Genomic DNA, 26,203 nt, shown 5'->3' on the forward strand with positions numbered 1-26,203 from the left:
CGGACGCCGGTCCAAAATAAATTTCTCCTATGCCGCTCCGGCGACAATGCGACGGCCGGCTCCGCGCTAGCTTGCGTTCGACAAAAAGCGGCTCGTGGAGGAGAGGCAAATGAAAAGCGACCGGTCGTCGCTCCTGTCGATTGCCAGCATTGTTACCTCGATGACGGCTGTCGCCATCGGCAACGGCATGATGCTCGCCTATGTTCCCTTCGTGCTGACCCGCGCGGCGGCGCCCGCCTGGATCCCCGGAGCGGCGGTCACCGCGATCGCCTTCGGCGGCCTGATCGGCTGCGTTCTGGCCGGTCCGCTCATCCGCCGCGTCGGCCATGCGCGGGCGTTCTCCTGCTCGATGGCGCTGGTCATCCTCGCGGCGGTGCTGATCAGCCTTGGCGTCCATCCTATTCTCTGGATCTTCGCCCGCGCGCTTTACGGCGCGGCTGCCAATACCAATTTCATCATCGCCCAGAGCTGGCTGAACCACGCCAGCGACAACCGCTGGCGCGGCAAGGCCATGGCGCTGTTCTACATGGCCTATGTGATCGGCCTTGGCGCCGGCGCCTGGATTTTCGGGCGCATCCCCGTCGAAGGCAACCTTGCGCCGATCATCACCATCTTCTTCACGGCGATCGCCATCCTGCCGATCGGGCTGACGCGCCTGCCGACGCCGCCGCCCCCCGCCAAGGTCAGCATCGACATCGCAATGGTGTGGCGCAGTTCCCCGGTCGCCTTCATCGGCGTGCTGGCCTCAGGCGGCCTGTCGATGCTCGTGCAGGGCTTCACGCCGATCTATGCCGCCGCCAATGCGATGAGCCAGCAGGACGTGGCGAGCCTGATGTTCGTCATGCAGTTCGGCCTGCTCGTCATCCAGTATCCGATGGGCGCGCTTTCCGACCGTCTCGACCGGCGCATCGTTCTCATCGCCACCTGCGGCCTGATCGTGGCGGCAGGGCTCGCGGCGCTCGTCGTCTCCTTCGACAGCCTTCCGCTGCTGATGCTCGTCTTCGCGCTCTTTGCCGGCGCCGTCGAAACGGTCTATTCGATCGCCAATGCGCATGCCAACGACCGCACCGATCCGGGCGATTTCGTGCCGCTGGCGAGCACCATGCTCGTCGCCTGGTCGGCGGCCGCGACGCTCATACCAATGCTCGTGACGCTGCTGACGCCCGTTTTCGGCGCACAGCTGTTCATCCGAGCGACGATCGCCGTTGCCATCCTCTACGCCGCCTTCGTGCTCATCCGCCTGCGGATGCGCGAGCGCGTGCCGCCGCAGCTCTGCGAGACCTTCGAGATCAAAAGCGCGCAGGTGCCGAATGCCGGGGCGCTTGCCGAGGCGGAAGCGCCATCGAAATAGCCGGGTTTATAGTGAACGAAGCCTTCATTTCCCGCTTTGCGCCGCCGGGTCGCGCTGCTATATGCGGCCCATGAGCACACCATCTTCCAAGACGCCCCTGTCGCATATCCGCAACTTCTCGATCGTGGCCCATATCGACCACGGCAAATCGACGCTGGCCGACCGGCTGATCCAGTCGACCGGCGGTCTTGCCGAGCGCGAGATGTCCGAGCAGGTGCTGGACAGCATGGACATCGAGCGCGAGCGCGGCATCACCATCAAGGCCCAGACCGTGCGGCTGCACTACAAGGCCAATGACGGCGACACCTATGTCTTGAACCTGATCGACACGCCCGGCCATGTCGACTTCGCCTACGAAGTGTCGCGCTCGCTTTCGGCCTGCGAGGGCTCGCTGCTCGTCGTCGACGCCAGCCAGGGAGTCGAGGCCCAGACACTCGCCAACGTCTACCAGGCGATCGACAACAATCACGAGCTCGTCACCGTGCTCAACAAGATCGACCTGCCGGCGGCCGAGCCCGACCGCATCAAGGAGCAGATCGAGGAGGTGATCGGCATCGACGCTTCCGACGCGGTGCTGATCTCGGCGAAGACCGGCCTCGGCATACCGGATGTCCTCGAAGCGATCGTCCACAAGCTGCCGGCGCCGAAGAGCCCGGGCGGCGACAAGGCGCCGCTCAAGGCCTTGCTCGTTGACAGCTGGTACGACACCTATCTCGGCGTCATGGTTCTGGTGCGCATCATCGACGGCGTGCTGACGAAGGGGCAGACCATCCGCATGATGGGCACCGGCGCAAAGTACACGATCGAGCGCGTCGGCGTGCTGACCCCGAAGATGGTGGCGATGGATTCGCTCGGTCCCGGCGAGATCGGCTTCATCACCGCCTCGATCAAGGAAGTGGCCGACACCCGCGTCGGCGACACGATCACCGACGAGAGGCGCCCAACCACGGAAGCCCTGCCCGGCTTCAAGCCGGCGCAGCCGGTGGTCTTCTGCGGCCTCTTCCCGGTCGATGCCGCGGACTTCGAGGAACTGCGCAGCGCCATGGGCAAGCTGCGCCTCAACGACGCCTCGTTCTCCTTCGAGATGGAGTCCTCCGCGGCGCTGGGCTTCGGCTTCCGCTGCGGCTTCCTCGGTCTCCTGCATCTCGAAATCATCCAGGAGCGCCTTTCGCGCGAGTTCGACCTCGACCTGATCGCCACCGCCCCTTCGGTCGTCTATCAGCTGACGATGATCGACGGCACCGAGATCGAGTTGCACAACCCGACCGACATGCCGGACGTCGTCAAGATCTCCGAGTTCCGCGAGCCCTGGATCAAGGCGACGATCCTGACGCCGGACGAATATCTCGGCGGCATCCTGAAGCTTTGCCAGGACCGGCGCGGCATCCAGACGGAACTGACCTATGTCGGCAGCCGGGCGATGCTGACCTACGACCTGCCGCTCAACGAAGTGGTGTTCGACTTCTACGACCGGCTGAAGTCGATCTCCAAGGGCTACGCCTCCTTCGACTACCACCTCGCCGACTATCGCGAGAGCGACCTCGTCAAGATGTCGATCCTCGTCAATGCAGAGCCGGTCGACGCGCTGTCGATGCTGGTCCACCGCTCGGCGGCGGAAAAGCGCGGCCGCGTCATGTGCGAGAAATTGAAGGACCTGATCCCGCAGCACATGTTCCAGATCCCGATCCAGGCCGCGATCGGCGGCCGCATCATCGCCCGCGAAACGGTGCGCGCGCTCCGGAAGGACGTGACCGCCAAGTGCTACGGCGGCGACGCCACCCGCAAGCGCAAGCTTCTGGAAAAGCAGAAGGAAGGCAAGAAGCGCATGCGCCAGTTCGGCAAGGTGGAGATCCCGCAGGAGGCGTTTATCGCCGCGCTGAAGATGGGCGACGAGTGATTGTTTTCTCCCGTTGAAGATGCGCATATACTGTGCGCATCTTTTCTGGGGAGCGAACATGACACGATCGACCGCCAGACGCCCGACCAATCTATCACTTGACGGCGATCTGCTTTCGCAGGCGCGCGATCTCAAAATCAACGTTTCGCGGGCCGCTGAAGAGGGCATCGCCCAGGCAATCAGGGCCGAGCAGGAACGGCTTTGGCGCGTGGAAAACGCGAAATCGATCGCCGATGCCAATGACTTTGTCGAGAAACGCGGGCTGCCGCTAGCCAAGCTTCGGCAGTTCTGATGGCCCGCTTTCATGTCTACCGGCTGAAGCAAAGCGAAACATTCGTCGTCGATCTTCAGGCGGAACTGTTCGATGCGCTGAAGACCAGGATCGTCGCGCCTCTCATTCCGACGTCTGACATTGCCCACGTCATGGCGAGCCTCAACCCGCGGGTGACGATCAAGGGCGAGGCCTACGTCGTCGCGATCCATCTCATGGTCGCGATTTCGGTCAGCGAATTCGGCGACTTGGTCAGCGATCTGTCAAACCAGCGCGACAAGATTGTCGCCGCCTCGGATTTCGCCTTCAGGGGGTTTTGAAGTCGAGGGCTCGTGCATGGATACTCGGGTCAAGCCCGAGTATGACGGGTGAAGGCGGGCGACGCGAGGCACCGGCTATGCGCCGAGCGACTGAGGCATACGTTGCGCAGAGGCAAGCGGCTGCCGCAGACAGACGCCGGAAGAGATTGTCGTAAACCCCTCCCTCCGTCATCCTCGGGCTTGACCAAGGGCTTGACCCGAGGATCCACGCACAAGCCTCGCGACGACGGGACCAGTGCCAAGACCTTGCGCATTCGCCTCAAAGCAAATACCGCTTCGAGATCCGGTCGACCGTCCGCCCATCCTTCAGCGGCACCGCCTTGTCGACCTTGTAATCGACGAAGCCCATCTTTCCGTAATAGGCCAAGCCGCCAATGTTGTCGGCGCGGATCGTCGCATTGATCGCCACGAAGCCGGCGTTACGGGCATGCGCCTTCGTCGCGGCGAAAAGCGCAGTGCCGGCGCCGGGACGCTTCGCGTGCGGCCGGGCGAAGGTGCCGATGTCCGCCCAGCCCTCGGGCAGACCATCCCAGCGTTCCAGAGCCTGGAAGGCGCAAGGGCGGCCGTCGGCGTCCTCGGCAACGAAGCAACTGACGAAGCCCGCTCCTGAAAGAAAGTGAGCGGTGAAGCTTGCGTCGGTAAACGGCGTTTCATGCGCCGTAGTGCCGCCGATCTTTATGATTTCGTTGATGAAAGCGCGGAGCGCCGGCACGTCCTCCGCGCGCGCCGGGCGAACGGTGATCGCTGTAACTGCTTCTGCCATCGAGATTCGTCTTTCTCTTGTCAGCGCACCCGCGCCGGATTGCCAACCACCCTCGCCCCGGCCGCCACGTCCCGCGTCACCACCGCGCCCGCGCCGACGATGGCGCCGTCGCCGATCGTCACGCCGGCCAGGATGATGGCGCCGCCGCCGATCCAGACGTCCTTGCCGATCGTCACCGGCCTGGCGATTTCCAGCCCGGCGCGGCGCAGCGCCACGTCCTTGTGATGCTCAGCGCAGTAGATATGCACACCCGGACCCAGCATCGAGCGGTCGCCGATGGCGACAGGGGCGCTGTCGAGAATGGCGCAGCCGGCGTTCAGGTAGACGCCGGCGCCGAGCGTGATGTTGATGCCATAGGAGCAATGGAACGGCGCCTCGATGAAGGCGTCCGCCGCAACGGCCGCGAAAATCGCCTCCAGCGCCGGCGCCATGCGGCCGCGCTCGTCCGGTGCCATCGTGTTGTGCTGGTGAACGGCATTGCGCGCGCGGGCGCGCAGCGCGTCCAACTCTGGATCGAGGCAGGTGTACCACTCGCCCGCCGCCATCTTTTCGCGCTCGCTTTTCGTCACGGCCTCGCCTGCCCCTTGGTCTTGGCGCGGGCCACGTTGAGTCGCTCGAGGCTCTCTTGCGGCCATTCCGCTTGCGTATCGTAATAGGCTTCGAAGACCCTTGCGCCCGCCGGCAGCGGCACCCAGGCGAGTTTGGAGCGCGTGTAGATATGCACGTCGGGCGGAAATTCGGACGGCCGGTCGAGCGTTGCGAGACGCAGGAAGCAGAGCCACTTGCGCCGGCCATAGTCGCTCCACAGCGCCGACTGGCATTCGGCGCAGCGATAGACGTCGTGCGGCCGGCCGCTGTCGGTCGAAAGCGACACCATGACGGGCTCGCCCGATAGCATCTCGAGGTTTTCCGCCTCGACGAGGCCATTGATCGCGAAGGCACTGCCGACCTGCCGCTGGCAATCGCGGCAATGGCAGCAATGGACGAACATCGGCCGGCGCTTCAGCCGGTAGCGGATGCGGCCGCAGAAGCAGCCGCCTTCGATCGCGTCATTCATACCGTCACCTCCCTGTTTGCCGGAGATGACCACGGGTAAGGCGGACGTGCAAGGGCTGCCGAAAAGACCGCGCGATAGGAGAAACACGGCCGGATCACTCCGGCCGCGTGGCGGCATAAAGCTCAGAATTGCTTGCCGAGCTTGGCGTCGACCGACTGGCCGTTGGCGCCGCGAATGGCGAAGAAGAAGGTGATGGCCGCCCAGAGGATCGACTTCTCGGCGCCGCCGAGACCCTCTCCCAGGACGATGCCGTGGAAATAGACGGTGACCAGGAGCACGATGGTGGCCGCGAAGGCGGCGGGCCGGGTCAGGAAGCCGACAGCAATGAAGATGCCGCCGAAGAACTCGGTGGCGGAAAGCAGGGGCGACCAGAAGACGCCCGGATAGAAGCCGAGCCCTTCGACCATGCCGACAGCACCGAAGGGATCGAGAATCTTGCCATAGCCATGGGTGACGAGCAGCGCTCCGGCGAGCACGCGCAGCAGCGTTTCGGCGAAGGTGTTGAGCGGCAGGTAGATCTTCTCGAGCGCCGGCAGGATGGCGCGCGGGCGGGTGTTGGTTGCAGTGGTCATGGATTCCCTCTCGGATGGTTATGCAATGCCAAAGTCTCTTGCCGCACATCCTTCGGAAAACAAGAACCGGGCGATAAAAACATGACCGTTGTAGTTGACATTAATGTGAAGAGCCGGTGAGGCACCGGTTGTTCGAAGGGCGTGGCGTCGCTATGGTGGCCCTCAAACAGGACATTCGAAATGGTTGAGAAGCCGCGCGTCACGATCCTCTACTGCACCCAGTGCAACTGGCTGCTGCGCGCCGGCTGGATGGCGCAGGAGCTCTTGTCGACCTTTGCCGATACGCTCGGCGAGGTGGCGCTGATCCCCGGCACCGGCGGCAATTTCGAGATTCGCGTCGATGGCGAACTCGTCTGGGAGCGCAAGCGTGACGGCGGCTTTCCCGGGCCAAAGGAATTGAAGCAGCGGATCCGCGACGTGATCGAGCCGGAGCGCGATCTCGGCCACGTCGACAGGACTTGAAGCCCTGGATTTCGTCACGCTTGCCGGCGTCTTCGGCGCCGCCTTCCTTTCCGCGACCCTACTCTTCGGTCTTTCCGAGGCGGCGGTGGTTGCCGCCGCACTGACGGCCGAGACGAGCCGGGCGGCGCTGTTTCTCGCAGCGACCGCGGGCAACGTACTCGGCGCGCTGGTGAATTACGGCCTCGGTCGCTTCGCGATCCGCTTCGAGGACCGGCGCTGGTTTCCGGTCTCGCCGCAAGCGCGGCAAAAGGCCCAAACGCTCTTCGCGCGCTATGGCCAGCCGGTGCTGCTTTTTTCCTGGCTGCCGATCATCGGCGACCCGCTGACGCTCGCGGCCGGACTGCTCCGGATGCCGCTCGCCGCCTTCCTCGCCTATGTGACGATCGGCAAGGCGGCGCGTTATGCGGCGCTGTTGTGGCTGATGCCGTCCTAAATCATAGTCTCAGCTATGCGCGAAAATATCCGTCTCCTCCCAGCCAAGGAGGTCGAGCTTGGCGCGCGTCGGCAGGAAGGCGAAGCAGGCTTCGGCGTGGTCGATGCGGCCGTCGCGCAAGAGGCGGGCCGTCAGCTTGTCGCGCAGCGCGTGCAGGTGAAGCACGTCCGAGGCGGCATATTCGAGCTGCGCCGGCGAGAGGATGTCGGCGGCCCAATCGGAAGACTGCTGCTGCTTCGAGATATCGATGTCGAGCAGTTCCTTGAGGTTGTCCTTGAGGCCATGGCGGTCCGTATAGGTGCGGGTCAGGCGCGAGGCGATCTTGGTGCAGAAGACCGGCGCGGCGGTGACGCCGAAGGTATGGAACAGCACAGCGATGTCGAAGCGGCCGAAATGGAAAATCTTCTGGCGCGCCGGATCGGCAAGCATCTCAACGAGGTTCGGCGCCTCTTTCTGGCCGGCGGCGATGCGGATTACGTCGGCGGTGCCATCGCCCGGCGAAAGCTGCACGACGCAGAGACGGTCGCGGCGGGGAACGAGGCCGAGCGTTTCCGTGTCGATGGCGATCGCGCCGCTATAGCGGGCCGCATCGGCCGCGGAAATGTCACCTTCGTGGAACCGTATTGTATTCGCCATCGAGAATCCCCAGATCGTTTACGGCTTGATTCCTTGGATCGGTATGGACTCAAGGAAACAGGCTGCGATTCAAAGTGCTACAGCGACCTTACGCGCCTGAGGAGGCGCGCGGCGCTGCAGAGCGTAGCTGGCCTATAGCGCAAGTTTGTCGGCCGCGATACCGTGTCACTGCGTCGGCGTGCCGCCGCCCCTCCCGAGAGTTCATCCGCATGACTCCGTTCCGTACCGCACTGTCGCTTTCGCTCGCCGCCCTGATGCTCGGCCTCTCGGCCAATGCCGGTCTGGCGGACGAGGCGCGCCTCAATTTTGCGCAGGGCTTTCGGGACCTTCCCGGGGTGCGGCCACTGAACCCGTTGCAGGGCGGCGAGAGCACGGTCTGCGAACAGGTCTTCATCGACCGCTACGGACCCTTCGAGCCCTCGCATGGCCGCCCCCGCTACGACACGATCTATCGCTGCCGCAAGGGCGACGGCCCGATCTTTCAAAGCGGGCAACTGCCGCCGTCGCTCGAACGGCAGAAACGTGGCCTGAACTATTGAAACAGGAAGGTGCGGGATTATTTGCCGGCTAAGCATGGAGGAAAGCGATGCCCGAGACGAACCGACCGCTGGTCATCAGCGCGCCATATCCCCGCACGCTCGCGCTGATCTTCAGCCGGCAAGCGCTGGACGCGCTCAACGGGCGGTATCGCATCGTCGAAGCCGACCCGGACGACATTGCCGGACTTGACGACGGGACGCTCGCCGAGACCCGCTACATCATCGGCCAGCCGCCGCTCGACGAGCGGACACTCGCGCGCATGCCGAGCTTACGCGCCGTTCTCAACGTCGAAAGCAACCTTTTGAACAACATGCCCTACGAGGTGCTCTTCCGCCGCGGCATTCATGTCGTCACGACCGGCCAGGTCTTCGCCGAGCCGGTGGCGGAGATGGGGCTCGCCATGGCGCTCAATCTCGCCCGCGGCATCGTCGACGCCGATGTCGCCTTCCGCGAAGGACGCGAGCTCTGGGGCGGCGACGGCAACCAATCGGCGCGGCTCCTTTCCGGTTCCGAGATCGGCATCATCGGCTTCGGCGATCTCGGCAAGGCATTGAACCGCGTGCTTTCCGGGTTTCGCGCCAGAATCCGCGTCCACGATCCCTGGCTGCCCGGTTCCATTCTCAGCGACGCCGGGGTCGAGCCGGCATCGCTCGAGACGGTGCTGTCGAGCAGCGATTTCGTCTTCGTCGTCGCCGCGGTCACCAGCGAGAACGAAGGCTTTCTCGGTGCCGAGGCCTTCGCGGCAATGCGCCCGGGAGCGGCCTTCATCCTGTTGAGCCGCGCCGGCGTCGTCGATTTCGATGCGCTGATGGCCGCGGTCGCCGCCGGCCGGATCGTCGCGGCAAGCGACGTCTTCCCCGAGGAACCGCTGCCGCTCGACCATCCGGTGCGGCGGCTTCCCGGCTTCCTGCGCTCGGCGCACCGTGCCGGGGCGCTCGAGCAGGCCTTCAAGAAGATGGGTGAGATGGTGCTCGAGGACATGGAGCTGATGGATCGCAACCTGCCGCCGATGCGCTGCAAGCGGGCCGAGCGCGAGACGGTGGCGCGGATGCGGTCGCGGCCGGTCAGCGTCAATTGATGCCGCCCTGCTGACAGCGGCAACAAACGGCCCTATGCAAATCAGCGCGTTGGCGCCAAAATCAATTAGGCTCAGGACCTGGTACCGCATAGGGGCACGGACATGCGCGGCGCAGAGGAGAACAGGCGTCTCGAGACCTGGACGCTCCGGTCGCTGCTGAGCCTCGTCATGGTCGCCGTGCTCGTCGTCGTTTCCGCCACGCTCGTGGGGCTCGACTACCGCCGTGCCCGCAACGCCGCGATCGAGGAGGCCGAAACCAGCATGGGAGCCTTCGTGGACCGGCTCGTCGGTCGGCTCGGCATGCTTTCAGGCGATACGTCCGCGCTCGTCGGCCTCGTTGCATCCGTCGCCAACGCATTCCTGCTGCCGCCGCCGCAGCGCATCAACGACAAGGTGGCGCTGCTGCGCGAAGGCATCATCCGCTCACCCCATATCGATGGCGTTTATGTCGGCTATCCGAGCGGCGCCTTCTTCCATGTGGTCGATCTGAGGTCGGCTGCCTGGCGGATGGCGCTCGACTCGCCACGCGGGGCTACGCTCGCGGTGCGTTCGATGGAACGGGACGACCAGGGAAAGCCCCTCGACCGGGTTCTCTTCCTCGATGCAAGCGGCCTGCAGTTCGCCGAACGCCAAGTGGCCCGAACGGAATACGACCCGCGGACACGCCCCTGGTATCGTGCGGCCGTCAACGGCAAGGTTCCGATGACCATCGGACCTTATGAGACGGCAACAACCGGCAAGCTCGGCATGACCATCGCGCAGGCCCATCGCGGCAACCCGGAAATCGTCATCGGCGCCGATGTCGTGCTCGACACGATCATCGACTTCCTGTCGCGCGAGCGGTTGACGAAGGACTCCGTATCTCTTGTTCTCGACGCCGTCGGAAGGCCGATCATCCATTCCGACCCGGCGGCGATGAAACGCATCCTGGCCACGAAGGACAGCATCGCGCCGGTCGCGATGCCCGAGACCGATCCGCTCGTCGAAAGCATCCGGCGCGACCCGCAGCCGCCAGGCAAGGCGAGCTTCGTCGATGTCGGCGAGCGCACCTATCTGGTCATGGTGACGCCGCTCGAAACGGCGCAACTTCTGTCGGGGCACCGGGTCGTCGTCGCGGCACCGCTCGACGAGTTGATGGCCGCCGCCAACGAGACGCTCGTCCAGAGCCTCGCCATCTCGGGTTCGGTGGTGGTGCTTGCCGTCCTCTTCTCGCTGGTGCTGGCGCATCTGATCACCAAGTCGCTCAACCAGCTGACTGCCAGCGCCAACCGGCTGCAGGATCTCGATTTTACCACGCCGATCGACGTGTCTTCGAACGTCACAGAAATCTCGACCCTCAACAGCGCGATGAACCGGGCCCGCGATGCGATCTTCACCTTCGCGCTCTACGTGCCGCGGGAGCTGGTGCGCAAGGGCATCGAATCCGGACAGTTCACCGGCCGCTCCGGCTGGCGCCAGGAGGTGACGGCGCTGTTCACCGACATCTACGACTTCACCACGATCAGCGAGCACCACTCGCCGGAGGCGGTGGTCGCGATGCTGTCGGACTATTTCGACATCTTCAGCGAAGTGGTCGCGACCCATGACGGCACGATCATCCAGTTTCTCGGCGACTCGGTGTTTGCCATGTGGAACGCGCCGATCGCTGATCCACGCCATGCCGAACACGCCTGTCGCTGCGCGCTCGCCGCAGAAGAGCGGCTCGTCGCCTTCAACGCCAAGCAGAGAGAGATGGGACTGCCGGAATTTCGGACCCGCTTCGGTATCCATACCGGCCCGGCGGTCGTCGGCAGCGTCGGCGCGAAGGAGCGGCTGCAATATACCGCCATGGGCGACACGGTGAACGTCGCCTCACGGCTCGAGGGCATGAACAAGGACTACGGCACGACGATCCTCGCGAGCGGTGCCGTGGTGGCGCAAAGCAGCGACGCCATCGCCTTCCGCCCGCTCGGCTCCGCCCAGGCAAAGGGCCGCGCCAGTGTTTTGGAAATCTACGAGGTCCTGGGGACCGCCGCGATCGCCGGGCCGGCCGGCGAGCAGACGGGCACGGCGGCATAGGCGGGCGGAGAACGTAAGGCCGCACCGATCCCATGTCCTGAAAATGCAAAAAGCCCGGAGAACCGGGCTTTTTCTGCATTTCTAAAGGGAAATGGTGCCCAGAAGAGGACTCGAACCTCCACGCCTCGCGGCACAGGTACCTGAAACCTGCGCGTCTACCAATTCCGCCATCTGGGCGACGGACCGGCATGTAAAAGGCCGGGGACGAAGTGTCAACAGGCATTTTGAAGTTTTCATGCCAGGATGCGAAAAACCGTCGAAGAGGGGATCTTTTCCTTGCGGCTCGCCTTGCACCGGTCGCGTTGGAGCGGCTCGAACGCGCAAACGATAGGGCAAGAATTTCAGTGACATGAGCGCCGGAGAGGCGCATCCTTCGAGGATGGCTCAGCGGCGCGGAAATCCGGCGGCAGAATACGCATGCGCGCGCCCCAGCGTCATGGAACAAATCAACGAAAACAAACGTCTGTGGAGCAGGGACAAACCGGAAAGCACGTCTTTCGGAAAGTGAGGAAAAAATGACGGGATTTCGGAATTTCGTTATGAGCTGCGCACTGGCGGCCGCCTCCATGATTCCCCCTGTCGCGCCGGTCCAGGCCATGCCGCGCCCGGCGCTCGACATAGAGATCAAGGCACCCGCCGACGTCCAGAACGTGACCCATCGTGGCTACTATGGCCGGGGCTACTATCCGCGCTGGCGCGGCGGCTACTATGGCGGCTGGCCGGGCTATTATCCCGGCTATCGCCGGGCCGGCATCGCCTTCTATTTCGGGTCGGGTGGATATTATCCGGGTCGCCACTATTACGGGAACCGGTATTATTACGGGACCCGCTATTACGGCCCGGGCTACTATCCCGGCTACTATCCATACCGATATTACGGTGCTCCGCACCGCTACTACCGGCCCGGTTATTATGGCCATCGGTATTACAGGTACGGCTGGTAGAGGCTCGTTCGAACGAGGCGCGGCGGCTTCCGCCGGGCCTCCCTGATTGCTGAAGCGCGATGCGAGCGTGCTACCGCATCGCGCGCCGCGGAAGCGCGGACTATCGCCTTCTGACGATGCCGAGCCGCGCCATGACCTCCTTGGGAATGCCATAGCGGCGCACCGCGTCGCGGCTGTCGCGCAAGCCGCAGATCTCGCGCTGGATGAGAAAGGCCCAGACGGCGTCGGCCGCCTCGTCGAGAAGCCGCTGGCGCTCCTCCGGCGAGCCTCGATCCCTGTCGAAACCGGTGAGGGATGCGATCGCCTTTTCAACCTTGAGACCGTGGCGCCCCAAGGCATCTGCGCGCTCGGCCATGAGTTCGTATTCGAGGACGTTCACGCTCCTTCCGACATCGAAACGGCCGAGCGATTGCGGCGGACGGAAAGTCATCGGCAGCTCCATCAACGCGACTGTGGGCTTGGCAGGATGAACTCGGAGCGGTCTTCCTGCAAGGCCGAAGCCAACGGGCGGCTATGGTCGCCGCGCTACGCGGTCATGGTTAACATTTCATAAACTTCTTTGTCCTATCCTCGGCAATCATGCCTGCTGCATGTCTCCTTGAATCGGAGCTGATTCAAGGAGTGCAGCAAGTCAAAGCGCTACAGCGACCTTTGCGCATTACAAGACGCGCGGCGCTGAATGTCCCATGCCGGCGGCGAGGCCGCGGCGGGCCCGGCCGGTCGGCCGCTACGCGCATGAGGCGCCCTCCAGCAGCAAGGACGTTCGATGGCGAGCGTGGCTCCACCTGGTGCCGGCGCGCGCAATTGGAGACGAGGATGCCGATACCGATTGGCACGATCAGGAACGCAAGCACCCCCGGCGACGATACCGTCCAAGTCGTGCGGCGGGTCCTGCTGCCTGCCGGTCAGCGCGCCGAGGCGATCCAGAAGCTGCTCGACATGCTCGGCCGTCATCTTTCCGGCAAGGAGGTTCTTCCGCGTGACGCGCTGGTGCGGCTCATCGAGGATCTGGCGCGCGTTCTCAAATTTCCGCCCCTGCCGCAGGAGACCGGCCGCGCCTTCATTCGGCGTCTGGTCGAGCTCGTGGAATCCCTGCCGCTGCCGGAACGGCTGGCGATCGAGCGGCAGCTCGGCGGCGGCAGCCTGGCGCGGCGCCTGGCGACCCTGACGCAAAGCGGGCCATCGACCGGCTCCGCGTCCCCCACGACGCCCCTGCCGGCCAGCCATGCGGGAATTCGAAACCTGCCGCTGCAGCTTCCGATGCCCCAGCATCCGGCTGCAGCTCAGACGCTTCCAGCCGGGGACCTGGCGTTGCTGCAGGCGATGCTGAGAAAAACCTACAGCGCGGATGAGGACGGGACGGCCGCCGAACTCATAGTCGATGACACGCCACAGGCCGAAGCCGCTCAGCCGGACCGGACGGCGCCCCAGCGCGTATCGGCCCCAACCGCGCGACCCGCGCAATCACCGACGGGCGACGGCGATGTTGCAACGGTTTCGGGCGGGGCTGTAGAGGACGCCACAGAGGTGGCCGAGGTGATGCAGCCGGCAGCGGCGGACACTTCGGAGACCGCCGCGGCGACTGTGACAGGCGACGAGACCCTGCCAGCCAATTTCGAAGGCAGCGAGGCGGCCGGTCTCCAAGCGTCGGCCGAGCCAGCCGAAGAAACGCATGAGCAGACGCCCTGCGAAGCGGAACCGGCAACACAGCAAGGCGCTGCGGACGGGTTCGAGACGGACGGAACCTATGGGCCATCGCGCGCCGAAGGAGAAGACAGACCGCAGTCGGTCCCGACTTCCCGCGCGGCCCTCCGGGAATCCACACTCGCCGACGTCGCCGCGGCGCTGCTGGAAGGCGGCCTCGACTTGCCGGACATCGTGACCGAAAACCGGCCGGCGTTGGCGTCGAGGCGTGCCGAGCGAGAACCGGAACCGACCCGATCGACGCCGGATGTGCCCGAGCGTCTCCCTGATGGCCCGCGGTCGGACAATGATGCGGCGGATGACCAACCCCTTGCCGAACCGATCGCGAAAAAACCGGAGCCTCCGTCCGGAGGCTCCCCTGCCGTTCAGCGGCCAGCGCCGGCCGGCGAGGACATCGCCATGCAACAGGCAATCGCCCTCCTCGTCGAAAGCGGCCTGCCGGAGATCATCCCCTTCGCAATGGTTCCCTATCTGCCGGCCAAGGAGGACGCGGATGACGGGCATGGCAAGACCGACCGTACCCCGCGGGATGACCGCGAGGGCGACGCCGGCACGGAGCCGGAGGACCGGGACGAGGAGCAGAAAGGTCAGGATCCCGAAAACGGCGGCGACGAGACGGCGGAACCGCCGGACTCAAGCGACGCCTATGACCTCTACCGAAAACTCGGCGGGCTGGGGTGAGCGCCTTCTTCGTGTACGTCGCCGTAACGCCGACCTATAGATCTCGTCACGAAAAAAGCCCGCGGAGATCGCTCCCCGCGGGCTCGTCATTTCCATCCTGACAACGATTACTCGTTGCCCTGGCGGTTCTTCAGCGCTGCACCCAGGATGTCGCCGAGCGAAGCACCCGAGTCGGACGAGCCGAACTGAGCGACGGCTTCCTTCTCTTCCGCGATTTCCAGAGCCTTGATCGACAGCTGGATCTTGCGGTCCTTCTTGGAGAAGTTGGTGACGCGGGCGTCGACAACCTGGCCAACCGAGAAGCGCTCCGGACGCTGTTCGTCACGGTCGCGCGACAGATCGGCGCGGCGGATGAACGAAGTGATGTCCTCGTGGTTGACGAGCTTGACTTCGATGCCGCCATCGTTGACGCCGATGACTTCGGCCGAAACGACGGCGTTCTTGCGCAGTTCGCCGGAAGCGGCAGCTTCACCGACAGCGTCCTTGCCGAGCTGCTTGATGCCGAGCGAGATACGCTCCTTCTCGACGTCAACATCGAGAACGACAGCACGGACGACATCGCCCTTGTTGAATTCCTCGATGACCTGCTCGCCCGGACGGTTCCAGTCGAGGTCGGACAGGTGAACCATGCCGTCGACATCGCCGTCGAGGCCGATGAACAGGCCGAATTCGGTCTTGTTCTTGACTTCGCCTTCGACTTCGGTGCCGGCCGGATGGCTATGCGCGAATGCCTGCCACGGGTTCTCGAGCGTCTGCTTGAGGCCGAGCGAGATACGGCGCTTGGTCGGGTCGACTTCGAGAACGACCACGTCGACTTCCTGGCTCGTGGACAGGATCTTGCCGGGGTGAACGTTCTTCTTGGTCCAAGACATTTCGGAGATGTGGATCAGGCCTTCGATGCCCGGCTCCAGCTCGACGAACGCACCGTAGTCGGTGATGTTCGTGACCGTACCGGTGATCTTCTTGCCGACCGGATACTTCGCACCGATGCCATCCCACGGATCGGACTCGAGCTGCTTCATGCCGAGCGAGATGCGGTGGGTTTCCTGGTTGATGCGGATGATCTGAACCTTGACCTGCTGGCCGATGCTCAGGATCTCCGACGGATGGTTGACGCGGCGCCATGCCATGTCGGTGACGTGCAGCAGGCCGTCGATGCCGCCGAGGTCGACGAACGCACCGTAATCGGTGATGTTCTTGACGACACCCTCGACAACCTGACCTTCCTCGAGGTTCTGAACGATTTCAGAACGCTGCTCGGCGCGCGACTCTTCGAGAACCGTGCGGCGCGAAACGACGATGTTGCCACGGCGCTTGTCCATCTTGAGGATTTCGAAGGGCTGCGGGTTGTGCATCAGCGGCGTGACGTCGCGGATCGGACGAATGTCGACCTGCGAACGCGGCAGGAAGGCTACGGCGCCGTCGAGATCGACGGTGAAGCCGCCCTTGACCTGGTTGAAGATGATGCCTTCGACGCGTTCGCCGGCTTCGAACTTCACTTCCAGGCGCATCCAGCTTTCTTCGCGGCGAGCCTTTTCGCGCGACAGAACGGCTTCGCCGAGCGCGTTTTCGATACGCTCGACATAGACTTCGACTTCGTCGCCGACCTTGAGCGAACCGTCCTTGGCCTTGGCGCCGAATTCCTTCAGCGGAACGCGGCCTTCGACCTTCAGACCGACGTCGACGATGGCGACGTCCTTTTCGATGGCCGTGATGACGCCCTTGGCGACATAGCCTTCAGCGAGGTCCGTCTTGGCGAAGGACTCTTCGAGAAGTGCTGCGAAATCATCACGGGTGGGGGTGGTTGCAGACATGTAATCTCCTGCTGCATCTCCTGCCGGAGACGCATGTGCGCCGGGGGCTGGTGTTGAACAGGCCTGAACCCAGTCCGCCCTTCTCAAGGGCAATCCGGCGCATGGACGGAATTTCAGGCTTTTCGAGAAAGACGGATCCGGCAAGCGCCGAAGAGGAGTCTTTCTTCAAATCATTGCTTCAGGGCAGCGTCGATCAGCGTCTTCGCCGCCTGGAATGCGGCCTCTATACCCATTTCGGACGTGTCAAGCAAGTGCGCATCCTTGGCGGGCTTCAGCGGGCTGTCGGCCCGGCCCATGTCGCGCTCGTCTCGCTTTTTCACGTCCGCGAAGATCGCCGCGTAATCGGCCGTGCCGCCGCCGGCGACGATCTCGTCGTAGCGCCGCTTCGCCCGGACTTCGGGCGAGGCGGTGACATAGAGCTTTACCGTCGCATCGGGGCAGACGACGGTGCCGATGTCGCGCCCGTCGAGCACCGTACCCGGCTCTCTTCGCGAAAAGGCGCGCTGTGCCTCGACGAGCGCCCGGCGCACCGCCGGCATGACGGCAATCTTCGAGGCGGCCTCGCCGATCGCGTGCGCCGAGAGCACCGAGCGGTCGAGCCCGGCAAGCTCGACCTCGCGCGCCATCCTCTCGGCGACCGCCTCGTCGTCGAGCGGCAAACCGGCATCGAGAAGCGCCTTGGCGGTGGCACGATAGGTGAGCCCGGTATCGAGATGGTGGAAGCCGTACTCGTCGGCAATGCGGCGCGAAAGCGTCCCCTTGCCGGCGGCTGCGGGCCCGTCGATGGCGATGGTGATCATTGGTGGTCCTGCGCGTTTCTGCGGGGCCTGATAGATCAAAATCGCCGGAGAATCCACGATCATTCGATAATTTTACGGTTCGCCCGGTGACGCTATCCAGAGCGACATCCAACTTGCAGACCGGGCAAAAAATAGGTGAGTTTTTCCATTCGACTGAAGAACACCAACATTATTTTGCGTCGATCTATTTAAGCGCGATTTCAAATCCGTCCACAGGCACATTTCGCACCGCTTTATCGCCCTTCTTCTTGGTGGAACCTAAATCACTCCCGTGAGTTTTGCCACATAGTGAAGAATAAGGAGAAGTTAAATGGCTGATAGAGGTCCAACAGTTGTGAATACTGGTAGTGGCGGCGGCTGGGCCGTCGCTATAGTGTTGCTTCTGCTTGTCGTCGGCGCCTTGTTCCTCTTTGGAGGCGACCTGTTCGATGGTGCTGGCGGCGGAGGTGACACGGATGTCAATGTCAACGCCCCGACCATCGAAACACCGGCTGGTGGGCAGGGAACGCAACAGGCGCCTGAAGGCGGACAGACCACACAACCCGCTCCCACAGGACAGACGACGCAACCCGCTCCCACAGGAGGACAGGGCACTCAGCAAGCCCCATCGGGTGGCACGCAGTAACGTATGAGCCGTCGCCTTCGGGCGACGGCTAAAAAGCGAGGCTGCGGGGAAGGTCGCCTCCACGGATGCTTATGACACACCATGTCGGCCGTCCGGTCGGTGCCGATTTCGCCTTTGCACCGATTCGGTTCAATGCGAGCCCGACCGATGTCCTATCGATCACTCGATCTTCGCACCCAATCCCGTCATCAGATCCATGAATTCCGGGAAGCTGGTCGCGATCATCGTCGCGTCGTCGACTGTGACCGGGTGCTCGGCGGCCAGGCCCATGACCAGGAAGCTCATGGCGATGCGGTGGTCGAGATGGGTTTTCACCTGACCGCCGGCGGCATTGCCGAGGCCCTTGCCGTCGGGGCGGCCGCGCACGACGAGCGAGGCTTCGCCCTCGTCGCAGTCGACGCCGTTGAGCTTCAGGCCGTCGGCGACGGCCGAGAGGCGATCGGATTCCTTGACGCGCAGTTCGTCGAGGCCGTTCATCACAGTGGCACCTTCGGCGAAGGCGGCGGCGACGGCGAGCACCGGATATTCGTCGATCATCGACGGGGCGCGCTCTTCCGGTACCTCGACGCCCGTGAGCTCCGAATGGCGGACGCGCAGATCCGCGACGTCCTCGCCGCCGGCGAGGCGCCGGTTCATGACCTCGATATTGGCGCCCATTTCCTGGAGCGTCAGGATCAATCCGGTGCGGGTCGGGTTCATCAGCACGTTGAGGATGGTGACGTCCGAGCCTGGGACGAGCAGCGCTGCCACCAGGGGGAAGGCGGTGGAGGACGGGTCGCCGGGCACGTCTATCACCTGGCCGATGAGCTTGCCGCGGCCCTCGAGGCGGATGGTGCGCACGCCATCCGAACCGGTCTCGACCGTCAGGTTAGCGCCAAAGCCCTGCAGCATCTTTTCGGTATGGTCGCGCGTCATCACCGGCTCGATGACGGTGGTGATGCCGGGCGTGTTAAGGCCGGCGAGCAGCACGGCGGATTTCACCTGTGCAGACGCCATCGGCACGCGATAGGTGATCGGGCTCGGCGTCTGCGGTCCGCGCAGCGTCACCGGCAGCCGGTCGCCCTCGGCCGATTTCACCTGGACGCCCATTTCGCGCAGCGGATCGAGCACGCGGCCCATCGGCCGCTTGGTCAGCGAGGCATCGCCGACGAAGGTGGAATCGAAATCATAGACGCCGACCAGGCCCATGGTCAGGCGGCAGCCGGTGCCGGCATTGCCGAAATCGAGCGGCGCCTCCGGGGCCAGCAGCGCGCCGTTGCCGACACCGTCGATGATCCAGGTATCGCCGTCCTTGCGGATCTTGGCGCCCATCGCCTGCATGGCCTTGCCGGTATTGATGACGTCCTCGCCCTCGAGCAGGCCGGTGATGCGCGTCTCGCCCGAGGCAAGGCCGCCGAACATGAAGGAACGGTGCGAAATCGACTTGTCGCCGGGAATGCGCACCGTGCCCTTGAGATCGGCAGACTTCTTGGCGGTGGCGGGCCGCGGGCTCAGGCCATGGGACATGATGTTTACCTCTGACAATCCGGCTCGTCGGCGGCCCAGGGATCAAGCGCTGCTTGGGGTTGAACGGGGAACCGCCGGTGTTGCGGGCTCCCTAACACAAAGCGCAAAAGGGGTCATCCTCCCCCTTGAAGAAAATGCGCCTCCTCCGGCCGCGGAAGTTTGCCTTTGACAGACGACACCAAGACGATTATGGGGACCGGCTAATCATCATCAGCTTGATACCTTTCTAACCGCCGGCTTTACCGGCAAGAGCCGGCTCGCCGGCCATTCAAGAGGCTTTGACTGTGGCAAAACCGGAACTTGGAACAAAGCGCATCGACCCGGAAACGGGGCGCAAATTCTACGATCTGAACCGTGATCCGATCGTCTCCCCCTATACCGGCAAGTCCTATCCGCTGTCCTTCTTCGAGGAGAGCTCCGTCGCCAAGGTGCTCGAGAAGGAAGAAGAGGAAGACGTCACGGAAGTCGATGCAGAGAACACAGAAGTCGAACTCGTTTCGCTCGAGGATGCCGACGACGAGGCATCGGGCGGCGATGACCTGCCGGATCTCGGCGATGACGACGTCGAGATCGACGGCGACGACGACGACACCTTCCTCGAGGCCGACGACGAAGACGATGACGACGACATGAGCGACCTCATCGGCGTCTCCGACGAGGACGAGGACGTCTAAGCGTTTCAAAAGACGGATAAAAGCCGCTCCGGCCGCGCGATCATGCGGCGGCCGGGCGGATGGCCGGAAGAGAAAATAAATTCGCCCCGGCCCTCAATTTTCGGCTTGCCATCTGCCAAAAGCAGAAGTAATAAGCCGCCACTCGCCGGGCACAACGCCCGACGAACTTCCCGGAACCGGCACTGCCGGACCCTTGATGGGGCTATAGCTCAGCTGGGAGAGCGCTTGCATGGCATGCAAGAGGTCAGCGGTTCGATCCCGCTTAGCTCCACCAAAAATTTCTCACACCAAGGGCCTAGACGACTTCAGGCGGGGATCCACTAGCCTGAGAATTGCACGTCTCTCGCCGGACTGAACGATCAGGGATTAACCCATGGAGATCATTGAAGAGATTCCCGCCAGAATCTAACTTTGGTCCGACCAGCTACGGAGCGGCGCAATGGGCACCCAGTTTAAACTTCGAGAAGAGACCTTCTTTACCGAAACTGAGCGCTTTCACTCGCCTTTATCGCATGCGACGTTCAATTTCGTAGCAATCGAGAAAGCAAGCGGTACGTATTTCTTATTGCAAGGGCGACTGGTGTTCAGCCCCAACCCTCTCGAAGAGCTGCCTCAATTTAGGCACGATAAGATATTGGCTGGACGCCACACACTAAAGGATTTGAACGTTGCACCGCGCGAGTTCTTGAGCACGTTGCTTCATGGGGGAGTTGAAACCGACGCTGGCAGAGTGGTGTTTGCGAGCTCATCGACTCTGCTGAGCGAAGCGGTTTACGCGCCGCTGCATCCGGAGGGCTTACTAAGTCGCAGCCGTGTTAGCACGTTTACAGTGCCCGGCATCGTGCGTGCTGAGGTCATCACTCAGCCTGATACAGATTGGCGGCTAAAGTCTGCTTCAACGCCCTTCGACAACCTTCAAGAGCTAATGACCGAGTACGGAGTGGGTCCACTAACCGCTGAGTTCACACAAGTTCAACTTGAGGCACATGCCTCTGTTGCGGTCGACCTGAGTCTCAGGGTTCAGGGTGAGAAGGCAGATCTTGGGTTCCTACTCGCAAAGGGTCTGGACACAAACAAGGCAAGCCTTGGCTACCGGGTCGTCAGCAATAACGCAGTCGTTACCCGGTCTGTCGTGGCCGGGCGTGAAATGAAATGGTCTGAGAACGAGCTGCACCTAAGGGGGCTCAAGCAAATTAGCGTCCCAAGCGCGGCGGTGATTCAATGTTATGCGAGTTATGACGGCATCGCCCAAAATGAAGGATGGATAGCAGACCCTATCAATGTCCAAAATGCACGACGAGCGGTCTATCAAACCTTCGATACAAAGCTCGAGGTTATCCAAGATTACCTGACGCGGGACCAAGGCAAAGGCAATTCCCGTGACGTAGAGGATGGAGTCTCTTGGCTCAGTTGGATGCTCGGATTTAGTCCAGCTGCGCTCGGGTACAATCCAAGAGCATCCGATGCGCCTGATCTACTGGTGTGCAGCCCCAATGGAAACGTGGCAGTGGTTGAATGCACGACGGCCCTCCTACCAGGTGATAAGCTTGTCCAGCTGTTAAGCAGAACAGTGCAAGTCAAACAGAGGCTTGCAAAGAGCGGCAACTCACATCTCACGGTTATACCGGTCATGGTCACGACCCGCACTCGCGACGAAGTGAAAGCCAATCTTGAGCAAGCCGAACGTCAAGGTGTACTCGTGGTCACGCAAGAGGTCTTACTAAAGTCCCTAAACCGAACTCTGGTAGTTCCTGATGCCGAACAGATGTTCTCAGAAGGCGTTGCTGCAATCACTGCAGCTCGAAGCAAATATTCTCAATGACGAAAAGTTGCATGATTTGACTATTTTTTATCCGGCGCAATACGATGGCTGGCTCAACAAATCTTAACTAAGGGATAATGTTCCTCGCCTCTAAAATCTTCTGGCTCGTCGCCCAGCCGCTTTCCCTCGCCTTCCTCAGCATCCTTGCCGGCGTGCTGCTGATCTTCGCCCGTTTCCGCCGCAGCGGCGGCGTCTTCGCCTCCCTTGGTCTCGTTGTCTTGTTCCTCAGCCTCTTCACCACCGCAGGCCCGTACTTCCTGCAGACGCTCGAGGAGCGGTTTGCCCGCCCCTCGCCGCCGCCGGGGGAAATTTCCTGCATCATCGTACTGGGCGGCGCCTTCGAGAATGTGGTGATCGCGAGCCGCGGCGGGATCGAATTCAACCAGGCGGCGGATCGCTTCGTCGAGACGATCAGGCTCGCCAAGGCTTATCCGGCGGCGCGCATCCTCGTTTCGGGCGGCGACGGCTCCATCAGCGGCGCCTATGAAGGCGATGCGCGGGCCTCGCAAGGGTTCTTCGACGCGTTCGGGATTGCCGCCGATCGGGTGATCCGCGAAGAAGCCTCGCGCACGACCTTCGAGAACGCGGCTTACACCAGGGACCTGCTCGCGGCGAACCGTCTCGAACGCTGTGCGCTGGTCACCTCGGCCTATCATATGCCGCGCTCCGTCGGCCTCTTCCGCGCGAACGGCATCGAGGTCGTTCCCTGGCCGGCGGACTACCGGACGAGCGGCAGGGTGCGGCTCGGCTTCGATTTCACCCAGCCCTCGCTGAACGCGCAGCTGGCGACCACCGCCGCCAAGGAATGGACCGGGCTTCTTGTCTACTATCTGCTCGGCCGAACGCAGGCGCTGCTGCCAGAGTGAAATAGGCTCGGGACGGCAACACGGCGGCGAGAACGCGCGTGCCACCTGACTTGTTGCCGGCGCTGCGCTAATGATCCTGAATCGCCATCCCAAGCGGAGCACCCATGCCGATCCTCGAAATTCTCGACTATGCCGGTATCGCCGTGTTCGCCGCGACCGGCGCGCTTTCGGCCTCGCGCAAGCAACTCGACATCGTCGGCTATCTGTTCCTCGCTTCGGTCACCGGCATTGGCGGCGGCACGATGCGCGACGTGATCCTTGGTGCGACGCCGGTCTTCTGGGTGCTGAACCCGGCCTACGTCCTCGTCTGCGCCGCGGTCGGGCTCTTGGTGTTCCTGACCTCGCACCGTTTCGAGTCGCGCTACCGGCTGCTCGTCTGGCTCGATGCGGTCGGGCTTTCGGCCTATTGCGTCATGGGTGCGGCAAAGGGGCTGGCGGCGACCGGTTCACCGACGGTCGCGATCGTCACGGGCATGCTGACGGCGACCTTCGGCGGCATCCTGCGCGATCTCCTGGCCGGAGAACCGTCGGTGCTGTTGAGACCGGAGATCTACGTCACCGCCGCACTTGTCGGCGCCGGCGCCTTTGTGGTGGCGGCACTCGTCGGCCTGCCGCTTGCCGCGAGTTCGGCGCTCGGCGTTGTTGCTGCCTTTGCGGTCCGCGGCGGGGCGCTGCGCTATGGATGGACGCTGCCGAGCGGCAAGGCCGGGCCGGGCCGTGATCCGGACGAGGTCATGTAGACTCAGCGCTGCGTCTTGCGGCGCAGCCGGACGACGACGTCGACATGGGAGATCTCCATGCCTTCCGGAGGCTCGGGGAGATTGCCTATCTGGATGTTGCTCACCGGAATATCGAGGACTTCGTTCTGCCCCTCGATGAAGAAATGATGGTGATCCGAGACGTTCGTGTCGAAATAGGTCCTGGCGCTCTCGACGGCAAGAACGCGGATCATGCCCGCTTCGGTGAACTGATGCAGCGTGTTGTAGACGGTCGCGAGCGATATCGGAACGCCGGCCTCGACCGCCTCCTCATGCAATTCCTCGACCGTCAGATGGCGGTCGCCCTTGGCGAAGATCAGATCGGCGAGCGCGATCCGCTGGCGCGTCGGGCGCAGGCCCGAATTGCGCAGCCTCTCCTGCGAAGACATTTCCGTTGCTTTCGTCATGCGCAGCCGTTCCGATATTCCTGCCAGCTTCATGGAGTATCAGCTTGCGATATAACTTCTAGCGTCGAGGCTTTCAATAGATTCCGGCCCCGGAAGCGGCCGCAAAGGCCTGAAAATCAGCCTAAAGCGGGGGAAGGCTGGTATTTAACTCTGGCAGACGCCACATTCATACTGTAAGCGACGGCGGAACGATATCGCCGGGAAAGCGGTGTGCGGAAGGATCCAGAGACAGGTTTTTCCACGCGCATGTCGCCCTGCCTGGAAGAACGTGACACACTGCAACCGGCAGCGACCAGGGCGGGCTGCGCTTCAATTCAGGCCGAACATGCTCTAAAGCAGGTCGGAGAACACTTGAGAACTCGGGGAAGCAACCATTCATGACCACCAGACAATCCAGCTTCAGCTATGAGGAAATCCTTGCCTGCGGCCGAGGCGAACTGTTTGGCCCCGGCAATGCGCAGCTGCCGCTGCCGCCGATGCTGATGGTTCATCGCATCACGGAGATTTCGGAAACGGGCGGCGACTTCGACAAGGGCTTCATCCGCGCCGAATACGACGTCAGTCCGGACGACTGGTATTTCCCCTGCCATTTCCAGGGCAACCCGATCATGCCCGGCTGCCTCGGCCTCGACGGCATGTGGCAATTGACCGGCTTCTTCCTGGGCTGGCTCGGCGAACCGGGTCGCGGCATGGCGCTGTCGACCGGCGAAGTGAAGTTCAAGGGCATGGTTCGTCCCCATACCAAGCTGCTTCAATACGGAATCGACTTCAAGCGGGTCATGCGCGGGCGCCTCGTCCTCGGCACCGCCGACGGCTGGCTGAAGGCCGATGGCGAAACTATCTATCAGGCGAGCGATCTGCGTGTCGGTCTGTCCAAGGACAAGGCCGACTAAGCCGCGGGGCGTCTCCCGCATCCAGCGAGATAAAGAAAAGGTCATCTACCATGAGACGGGTTGTTGTAACGGGCCTCGGCATCGTTTCCTCGATCGGTAACAATGCCGACGAAGTCACCGCGTCGCTGCGCGAAGCAAAATCGGGCATTACATTTTCCCCGGATTTCGCCGAGCACGGCTTCAAGTGCCAGGTCTGGGGCCAGCCGACGCTCGACCCGACCGACCTCGTCGACCGGCGCGCCATGCGCTTCCTGTCGCAGGCCGGCGCCTGGAACCATGTGGCGATGAAGCAGGCGATAGCCGATGCCGGCCTCGAGGCCGCCGACATCAGCAACGAGCGTACCGGCATCATCATGGGCTCCGGCGGCGCCTCGACGCGCACCATCGTCGAAGCGGCCGAAATTACCCGCAAGAACGTGAGCCCCAAGCGCATCGGTCCCTTCGCGGTGCCAAAAGCGATGTCTTCGACGGCCTCCGCCACGCTTGCCACCTGGTTCCAGATCCACGGCGTCAACTACTCGATCTCGTCCGCCTGCTCGACCTCGGCGCATTGCATCGGCAATGCCGCGGAAATGATCCAGTGGGGCAAACAGGACGTGATGTTCGCCGGCGGCCATGAGGACCTCGACTGGACCATGTCGAACCTCTTCGACGCCATGGGCGCCATGTCTTCCAAATACAACGAGACGCCGTCTTCCGCCTCGCGCGCCTATGACGTCGACCGCGACGGCTTCGTCATCGCCGGCGGCGCCGGCGTCCTCGTGCTCGAGGAACTGGAGCGCGCCAAGGCCCGCGGCGCCAAGATCTATGCCGAGATCGTCGGCTATGGCGCAACCTCGGACGGCTATGACATGGTCGCCCCCTCCGGCGAAGGCGCGGTCCGCTGCATGCGCCAGGCACTTGCGACCGTGAAGGGCGATGTCGACTACATCAACACCCACGGAACCTCGACGCCGGTTGGCGACCAGAAGGAGATCGGCGCCATCCGCGAGGTCTTCGGCGAGAAGATGCCGCATATCCAGTCGACGAAATCGCTGACCGGCCATTCGCTGGGCGCGGCCGGCGTGCAGGAATCGATCTACGGCCTGTTGATGATGCAGGCCGGCTTCATCGGCGAAAGCGCCCATATCGACACGCTCGATCCCGAGTTCGAAGGCGTGCCGATCGTCCGCAAGCGCATCGACAACGCCAAGATCGACACGGTTCTCTCGAACTCCTTCGGTTTCGGCGGCACCAACGCCACGCTCGTCTTCCAGCGCTACAACGGATAA

The 26,203-nt window shown here is 63.1% G+C and carries 27 protein-coding genes and 2 tRNA genes; 18 read left to right on the plus strand and 11 right to left on the minus strand.

Features of this window, described 5'->3' with window-relative positions:
- Nucleotides 1-109 precede the first annotated feature (109 nt).
- From RHIBR816_RS0103835 to RHIBR816_RS0103850, 4 genes are all read left to right on the plus strand, one after another.
- Nucleotides 110-1,351 carry an MFS transporter gene (locus RHIBR816_RS0103835; protein ID WP_018235216.1) on the plus strand — a complete coding sequence of 414 codons (1,242 nt, stop codon included), beginning with the start codon at nucleotides 110-112 and terminating at the stop codon, nucleotides 1,349-1,351.
- 61 nt (nucleotides 1,352-1,412) lie between these two features.
- Nucleotides 1,413-3,248 (plus strand): translation elongation factor 4, encoded by a 1,836-nt coding sequence (gene lepA, locus RHIBR816_RS0103840; protein ID WP_026186620.1) that lies wholly within the window; start codon nucleotides 1,413-1,415, stop codon nucleotides 3,246-3,248.
- A 58-nt stretch (nucleotides 3,249-3,306) separates the two neighbouring features.
- The gene (locus RHIBR816_RS0103845) at nucleotides 3,307-3,540 is read left to right on the plus strand and encodes a type II toxin-antitoxin system CcdA family antitoxin (protein WP_026186621.1); all 234 of its coding nucleotides are present in this window, start codon (nucleotides 3,307-3,309) and stop codon (nucleotides 3,538-3,540) included.
- Entirely contained in the window at nucleotides 3,540-3,839 is a 300-nt protein-coding gene (locus RHIBR816_RS0103850; RefSeq protein ID WP_018235219.1) for a CcdB family protein, read from the plus strand. The genes RHIBR816_RS0103845 and RHIBR816_RS0103850 overlap by 1 nt, the downstream gene beginning before the upstream one ends.
- A gap of 259 nt (nucleotides 3,840-4,098) precedes the next feature.
- On the opposite strand, the gene RHIBR816_RS0103855 is transcribed toward RHIBR816_RS0103850, so the two are convergent.
- The 4 genes from RHIBR816_RS0103855 to RHIBR816_RS0103870 form a co-directional block, all read right to left on the minus strand.
- Complete coding sequence (locus RHIBR816_RS0103855; RefSeq protein ID WP_018235220.1) at nucleotides 4,099-4,602, minus strand: GNAT family N-acetyltransferase; 504 nt, start codon at nucleotides 4,600-4,602, stop codon at nucleotides 4,099-4,101.
- Nucleotides 4,603-4,622: 20 nt separating this feature from the next.
- Entirely contained in the window at nucleotides 4,623-5,171 is a 549-nt protein-coding gene (locus tag RHIBR816_RS0103860) for a sugar O-acetyltransferase (RefSeq protein WP_018235221.1), read from the minus strand.
- Complete coding sequence (locus tag RHIBR816_RS0103865; RefSeq protein ID WP_018235222.1) at nucleotides 5,168-5,659, minus strand: GFA family protein; 492 nt, start codon at nucleotides 5,657-5,659, stop codon at nucleotides 5,168-5,170. Before RHIBR816_RS0103865 ends, RHIBR816_RS0103860 begins: the two co-directional genes overlap by 4 nt.
- A 122-nt stretch (nucleotides 5,660-5,781) precedes the next feature.
- Nucleotides 5,782-6,231: a DoxX family protein gene (locus RHIBR816_RS0103870; protein ID WP_018235223.1), complete on the minus strand. Its 450-nt coding sequence runs from the start codon at nucleotides 6,229-6,231 to the stop codon at nucleotides 5,782-5,784.
- A gap of 180 nt (nucleotides 6,232-6,411) precedes the next feature.
- On the opposite strand from RHIBR816_RS0103870, the gene RHIBR816_RS0103875 reads away from it, so the two are divergent.
- Both RHIBR816_RS0103875 and RHIBR816_RS0103880 read left to right on the plus strand, forming a co-directional pair.
- Complete coding sequence (locus tag RHIBR816_RS0103875; protein ID WP_018235224.1) at nucleotides 6,412-6,693, plus strand: SelT/SelW/SelH family protein; 282 nt, start codon at nucleotides 6,412-6,414, stop codon at nucleotides 6,691-6,693.
- A gap of 85 nt (nucleotides 6,694-6,778) precedes the next feature.
- Nucleotides 6,779-7,126: a YqaA family protein gene (locus RHIBR816_RS0103880; protein ID WP_018235225.1), complete on the plus strand. Its 348-nt coding sequence runs from the start codon at nucleotides 6,779-6,781 to the stop codon at nucleotides 7,124-7,126.
- A 9-nt stretch (nucleotides 7,127-7,135) separates the two neighbouring features.
- On the opposite strand, the gene RHIBR816_RS0103885 is transcribed toward RHIBR816_RS0103880, so the two are convergent.
- A complete protein-coding gene (locus tag RHIBR816_RS0103885) occupies nucleotides 7,136-7,762 on the minus strand; it encodes a ribonuclease D (protein ID WP_018235226.1) in 627 nt (208 codons plus the stop codon).
- A gap of 209 nt (nucleotides 7,763-7,971) precedes the next feature.
- Here RHIBR816_RS0103885 and RHIBR816_RS0103890 point away from each other — a divergent pair, with 209 nt between their 5' ends.
- The 3 genes from RHIBR816_RS0103890 (at nucleotide 7,972) to RHIBR816_RS0103900 (ending at nucleotide 11,438) form a co-directional block, all read left to right on the plus strand.
- On the plus strand, nucleotides 7,972-8,301 hold the full coding sequence (locus RHIBR816_RS0103890) for a hypothetical protein (RefSeq protein WP_018235227.1): 330 nt from the start codon (nucleotides 7,972-7,974) through the stop codon (nucleotides 8,299-8,301).
- Between the two features lie 47 nt (nucleotides 8,302-8,348).
- Nucleotides 8,349-9,380, plus strand: a complete 1,032-nt coding sequence (locus RHIBR816_RS0103895) for a hydroxyacid dehydrogenase (RefSeq protein WP_018235228.1) — start codon at nucleotides 8,349-8,351, stop codon at nucleotides 9,378-9,380.
- A 102-nt stretch (nucleotides 9,381-9,482) separates the two neighbouring features.
- Nucleotides 9,483-11,438 (plus strand): adenylate/guanylate cyclase domain-containing protein, encoded by a 1,956-nt coding sequence (locus RHIBR816_RS0103900; RefSeq protein ID WP_018235229.1) that lies wholly within the window; start codon nucleotides 9,483-9,485, stop codon nucleotides 11,436-11,438.
- A 92-nt stretch (nucleotides 11,439-11,530) separates the two neighbouring features.
- Here RHIBR816_RS0103900 and RHIBR816_RS0103905 read toward each other — a convergent pair.
- Nucleotides 11,531-11,615, minus strand: a tRNA-Leu gene (locus tag RHIBR816_RS0103905).
- Between the two features lie 338 nt (nucleotides 11,616-11,953).
- Between RHIBR816_RS0103905 and RHIBR816_RS0103910 the strand changes: the two genes are divergently transcribed.
- Nucleotides 11,954-12,382 carry a hypothetical protein gene (locus tag RHIBR816_RS0103910; protein WP_026186622.1) on the plus strand — a complete coding sequence of 143 codons (429 nt, stop codon included), beginning with the start codon at nucleotides 11,954-11,956 and terminating at the stop codon, nucleotides 12,380-12,382.
- A 100-nt stretch (nucleotides 12,383-12,482) separates the two neighbouring features.
- Here RHIBR816_RS0103910 and RHIBR816_RS0103915 read toward each other — a convergent pair whose 3' ends face one another.
- Nucleotides 12,483-12,812, minus strand: a complete 330-nt coding sequence (locus RHIBR816_RS0103915) for a DUF6665 family protein (RefSeq protein WP_026186623.1) — start codon at nucleotides 12,810-12,812, stop codon at nucleotides 12,483-12,485.
- 386 nt (nucleotides 12,813-13,198) lie between these two features.
- Here RHIBR816_RS0103915 and RHIBR816_RS0103920 point away from each other — a divergent pair, with 386 nt between their 5' ends.
- A complete protein-coding gene (locus RHIBR816_RS0103920) occupies nucleotides 13,199-14,767 on the plus strand; it encodes a hypothetical protein (protein WP_018235232.1) in 1,569 nt (522 codons plus the stop codon).
- Between the two features lie 107 nt (nucleotides 14,768-14,874).
- On the opposite strand, the gene rpsA is transcribed toward RHIBR816_RS0103920, so the two are convergent.
- The 3 genes from rpsA to aroA form a co-directional block, all read right to left on the minus strand.
- Entirely contained in the window at nucleotides 14,875-16,581 is a 1,707-nt protein-coding gene (gene rpsA, locus RHIBR816_RS0103925) for a 30S ribosomal protein S1 (protein WP_018235233.1), read from the minus strand.
- 170 nt (nucleotides 16,582-16,751) lie between these two features.
- The gene (gene cmk, locus RHIBR816_RS0103930) at nucleotides 16,752-17,381 is read right to left on the minus strand and encodes a (d)CMP kinase (RefSeq protein WP_026186624.1); all 630 of its coding nucleotides are present in this window, start codon (nucleotides 17,379-17,381) and stop codon (nucleotides 16,752-16,754) included.
- Nucleotides 17,382-18,165: 784 nt separating this feature from the next.
- On the minus strand, nucleotides 18,166-19,512 hold the full coding sequence (gene aroA, locus RHIBR816_RS0103935) for a 3-phosphoshikimate 1-carboxyvinyltransferase (protein ID WP_018235235.1): 1,347 nt from the start codon (nucleotides 19,510-19,512) through the stop codon (nucleotides 18,166-18,168).
- Nucleotides 19,513-19,796: 284 nt separating this feature from the next.
- Here aroA and RHIBR816_RS0103945 point away from each other — a divergent pair, with 284 nt between their 5' ends.
- The 5 genes from RHIBR816_RS0103945 (at nucleotide 19,797) to RHIBR816_RS0103965 (ending at nucleotide 23,614) form a co-directional block, all read left to right on the plus strand.
- The gene (locus RHIBR816_RS0103945) at nucleotides 19,797-20,186 is read left to right on the plus strand and encodes a TIGR02300 family protein (RefSeq protein ID WP_026186625.1); all 390 of its coding nucleotides are present in this window, start codon (nucleotides 19,797-19,799) and stop codon (nucleotides 20,184-20,186) included.
- A gap of 198 nt (nucleotides 20,187-20,384) precedes the next feature.
- Nucleotides 20,385-20,460, plus strand: a tRNA-Ala gene (locus tag RHIBR816_RS0103950).
- Nucleotides 20,461-20,625: 165 nt separating this feature from the next.
- Complete coding sequence (locus RHIBR816_RS0103955; protein ID WP_018235237.1) at nucleotides 20,626-22,008, plus strand: hypothetical protein; 1,383 nt, start codon at nucleotides 20,626-20,628, stop codon at nucleotides 22,006-22,008.
- A 77-nt stretch (nucleotides 22,009-22,085) separates the two neighbouring features.
- Nucleotides 22,086-22,874, plus strand: coding sequence for a YdcF family protein (locus RHIBR816_RS0103960; protein WP_018235238.1), 789 nt, complete (start codon nucleotides 22,086-22,088; stop codon nucleotides 22,872-22,874).
- Between the two features lie 104 nt (nucleotides 22,875-22,978).
- Nucleotides 22,979-23,614 (plus strand): trimeric intracellular cation channel family protein, encoded by a 636-nt coding sequence (locus tag RHIBR816_RS0103965; RefSeq protein WP_018235239.1) that lies wholly within the window; start codon nucleotides 22,979-22,981, stop codon nucleotides 23,612-23,614.
- Nucleotides 23,615-23,616: 2 nt separating this feature from the next.
- Here the strand turns inward: RHIBR816_RS0103965 and irrA are convergent, their stop codons facing one another.
- Nucleotides 23,617-24,039 (minus strand): iron response transcriptional regulator IrrA, encoded by a 423-nt coding sequence (irrA, locus tag RHIBR816_RS0103970; RefSeq protein ID WP_026186626.1) that lies wholly within the window; start codon nucleotides 24,037-24,039, stop codon nucleotides 23,617-23,619.
- Between the two features lie 377 nt (nucleotides 24,040-24,416).
- Between irrA and fabA the strand changes: the two genes are divergently transcribed.
- On the plus strand, nucleotides 24,417-24,932 hold the full coding sequence (gene fabA / locus RHIBR816_RS0103975) for a 3-hydroxyacyl-[acyl-carrier-protein] dehydratase FabA (protein WP_018235241.1): 516 nt from the start codon (nucleotides 24,417-24,419) through the stop codon (nucleotides 24,930-24,932).
- Between the two features lie 50 nt (nucleotides 24,933-24,982).
- Nucleotides 24,983-26,203: a beta-ketoacyl-ACP synthase I gene (fabB, locus tag RHIBR816_RS0103980; protein ID WP_018235242.1), complete on the plus strand. Its 1,221-nt coding sequence runs from the start codon at nucleotides 24,983-24,985 to the stop codon at nucleotides 26,201-26,203.

It is taken from the genome of Ensifer sp. BR816, from assembly GCF_000378985.1.
GTDB lineage: Bacteria > Pseudomonadota > Alphaproteobacteria > Rhizobiales > Rhizobiaceae > Sinorhizobium.